2 protein-coding genes are annotated in these 1,212 nt (G+C 71.0%); both read right to left on the bottom strand.

Annotated elements, in window-relative coordinates; genetic code table 11:
- Positions 1 to 311 precede the first annotated feature (311 nt).
- Positions 312 to 716 carry a pilin gene (locus ACGF5C_RS34835; RefSeq protein WP_393308685.1) on the bottom strand — a complete coding sequence of 135 codons (405 nt, stop codon included), beginning with the start codon at positions 714 to 716 and terminating at the stop codon, positions 312 to 314.
- Positions 707 to 1,212 (bottom strand): hypothetical protein (locus tag ACGF5C_RS34830; protein ID WP_393308683.1); only part of this gene is annotated, 506 nt, incomplete at its 5' end. The genes ACGF5C_RS34830 and ACGF5C_RS34835, both read right to left, overlap by 10 nt.

Below are 1,212 nucleotides of genomic sequence, written 5' to 3'. Positions count from 1 at the left end.
CGGGTGGTTGCTGCGGTACACACCCGGCCGGATCCGTGCACATTCCCGCCGGAACCGGAGCCGTCGCCGGGGGCGGCGAGGTCATGGGAGACACCGGTCCCGGCACCACCGAGGCAGCCGGCGGGCTCTGGACGGGGACCGAGGGGCTCGTGGTCACCGGCGACGAAGGTGAAGGGACGGGCGGGGCCGCCCACACCGGCCCGGCAGCGAAACCGATCACGATGCTGATGCTCAGCGCCAGCAGGCTTGCGCGCCGCAGCCATCGCGGTGGGCCGTTGCGCGAGGGGTGCGTGGGGAGGTCGATGGTCATGTCAGCCACCCACCAGCGACTTGAGAACATTCACCACGACCGGGGCGAGGATGGCCAAGGCGTAGCCGATCATCGCCGAGCGCACGGCGGACTTGGCTCGCTCGACCTCGCCGGCGTCGCCGCCCGAGAGCACGTACCGGACTCCGCCGACGGTGAGATAGGTGGTCGCGATCGTGGCCAGAATCGCGACCAGCCAATTGCGGAGGCGGTCGCACACCTCGTTGAGCGACCCGGCCATCGCCAACACGACCGGCGTGGCCCCGGCCGGGGCCGCCGTTGCGCACACCACGATGATCACGGCACTGGCCGTGAGGGCAACGGTCACCGCCAGACGACGAGAGCTGCGGGGCTGCCGCGATGTAGTGCTCGGTGGCGCGGTGATGAGGGGTGGGGTGATCATGCGCATCGGCGTTGCTCCTCGTGCGATGGGTGCGCCGCGGTAGGGGCGGACTTCGGCAGTGGGAGGACTCGTGCCGTCGACCCGGTTTTGGACATTCGGGCCGGTGCCGGTCGTCGCGTGGCGGTGTGGGTGAGGGTGTCGAGGGCGGCGGTCTCGACCCGGGTGGAGACCTGGGTGTCGGCGATGCGTTCGCGCAGCCATGCCGCGAGCCGGTGCTCGGCACGGCGGCGGCGTTTGGCCAGTCCGTCGTAATTGATTCCGCTCTGGGCGGCGATGGTCTTGAGTCGCCGCGGATGCAGGCGGGTGTCGATGATCAATCCCGCGTCGGCGGCGGTGAGCACGCCCTCCTCGACGGCCAGCGCCAGCAACAGCTCCGGGTGCCCCTGCGGCGAACTCACCGCCTTTCCGTCGCGGGAGTGACCGCTGTCGGGCAGCCAGTCGATCGGGGTCGGCGCGGCCATACGTTCACGCACCGGTGGGCAGGCGCGGTGGAAGGTGGCCC

The sequence above is a fragment of the Micromonospora sp. NPDC047620 genome (assembly GCF_043205005.1).
Taxonomy (GTDB): domain Bacteria; phylum Actinomycetota; class Actinomycetes; order Mycobacteriales; family Micromonosporaceae; genus Micromonospora.
Note: the sequence above shows the minus strand (reverse complement) of the source record. Positions and strands in the feature narration are given on the sequence as shown.

Bases quoted from the DNA above. Each gene is read 5' to 3' on its own strand.
- ACGF5C_RS34835 (WP_393308685.1), bottom strand. From the start codon at position 716: ATGCGCATGATCACCCCACCCCTCATCACCGCGCCACCGAGCACTACA.